The following is a 1956-nucleotide window of genomic DNA, read 5'->3' on the forward strand; positions in this document are numbered from 1 at the left end:
ACGGGTGCAAGTAATGTAGAAACACTTGTCATGGTAATAGATAAGGGGACATTTCCTTTTGCTAAGAAGACCATAACGTTAGATGAGGTGCCTCCAGGAACACTTCCGAGTAATACCAATCCTGCTGCAAGTTGTGGCGGAAGATTTAATAGATATGCTATTACGAAAGCAATTGTTGGCATAATCGAAAATTGAGCAACCACCCCTATTAATACAGGAATAGGATTTGTAAAAACGAGTTTAAAATCAGAAGCTTTAAGCGTAAGCCCCATTCCAAACATGACAATACCGAGTAAAATCGTTATGTATGCAGAAAACATGGTGAACATACTTGGCACCATAAATGCTAGTACGGAAAACAAGATTACGATAAAGGCGAAATACTTACCTGCGAAGTTACTGATTGATTGAAGCGTTTTCATTTCTTTCCTCCTTATTCACCTGTTGGTGTCATAATATAATATTGATTATATTATATTTTAATATATAAACAACTAGTTTTTATAATTTTTTGATTATTTTAATTATTAATTTTATCCCACCAATTCCTATGAAGAACATATTTTATTTTCACTTAATGCTTTTCTATGATGTTGTAATATCCTGATCTATCCCACTGATCCCAATGAAGTCGTTAATGAATCACATTTAAAATTATTTGATAATTTTAAATTATTTGTTAAAAACTTTACCAGACTATTATTTAAATGATAATATAATCTTATTAATTTAGTAGAAATAGGGGTGGGGAATTTAATTATGATACATAAAATTGCTTGTATTCCAGGAGACGGTATAGGGCCTGAGGTGATGGCAGAGGCACGAAGAGTGCTTCAGCTTGTGGAAGATATACACGGAGGTGTCACTTTTGAGGTTAATCCTTATGAATGGAATTGTGACTACTATTTAAAGCACGGTAAAATGATGCCGACTGATGGCCTGTCTATATTAAAAGACTATGAGGCAATTTTATTTGGGGCAGTAGGAGATCCAAAAGTGCCTGACCATATCTCAGTATGGGAGTTAATCTTACCGATTAGGCGAGAGTTTCAACAATATATTAACCTAAGACCAATCAAGCTATTGAAAGGAATTCAAAGCCCCTTAGTCGGCAAGGGTGTTGAGGACATAGACTTTGTTGTTGTCCGAGAAAATACAGAGGGTGAGTATTCAAACAGTGGAGGTCGCTTGCATGCGGGCACTCCTTATGAAGTTGTTGTTCAAAATAGTGTGTTTACGCGCATGGGTAGTGAGCGAGTGATTAAATATGCGTATGAGCTTGCGCAAAAAAGGGGTTCAAAGCATTTATCGGTTGCAACTAAATCTAATGCTATTAACTTTTCGATGCCTTTTTGGGATGAAATAGCAAAGGAAATTGGAGCAGGTTACCCAGAGATAGAACCAAAATTCTATCATATCGATGCACTGGTTGCTTTCTTCGTATCTAAGCCGGAAATATTTGATGTAGTTGTAGGTAGTAATTTATTTGGAGATATATTAACGGATCTAGGAGCAGCAATTTCAGGTGGTCTAGGTATTACTCCATCAGGGAATATCAATCCAGAAAAACAGTATCCGTCTATGTTCGAGGCCATTCATGGCTCTGCTCCAGACATCGCAGGTAAGGGGATAGCCAACCCGATTGCGCAAATATGGAGCACCTCTTTAATGCTTGAGCATTTAGGCTACTCAGATTTGGCTAAAGTAATCGTGGACGGAATTGAGGAAACATTAGTGGAAGGTAAAGTTAGAACCCCTGACTTAGGAGGGAATGCTAAGACTACGGAGTTTACTGAGGAAATTATGAAACACATTAAATCTTACGCATAGGAGAGATGAGAAATGGGTGTAGTTGAAAGCAAAGTAATCGTAGTAACAGGCGCTGGCGGAGGAATGGGCCTTCAAGTAGTTCAAGATTTATTAGAGAAAGGAGCAATTGTAGTTGCTTTAGATATT

At 37.3% G+C, this 1956-nt stretch carries 2 protein-coding genes; one reads left to right on the plus strand and one right to left on the minus strand.

The window, feature by feature from the left end; translation table 11 throughout:
* Positions 1–422 (minus strand): bile acid:sodium symporter family protein (locus AC06OU_RS16460; RefSeq protein ID WP_475857220.1); only part of this gene is annotated, 422 nt, incomplete at its 3' end.
* A 337-nt stretch (positions 423–759) separates the two neighbouring features.
* On the opposite strand from AC06OU_RS16460, the gene AC06OU_RS16465 reads away from it, so the two are divergent.
* Entirely contained in the window at positions 760–1830 is a 1071-nt protein-coding gene (locus tag AC06OU_RS16465) for a tartrate dehydrogenase (protein WP_475857222.1), read from the plus strand.
* The last annotated feature ends 126 nt before the right edge of the window (positions 1831–1956 follow it).

Source organism: Psychrobacillus sp. (assembly GCF_056205495.1).

Bases quoted from the DNA above. Each gene is read 5' to 3' on its own strand.
- AC06OU_RS16465 (WP_475857222.1), top strand. From the start codon at position 760: ATGATACATAAAATTGCTTGTATTCCAGGAGACGGTATAGGGCCTGAG.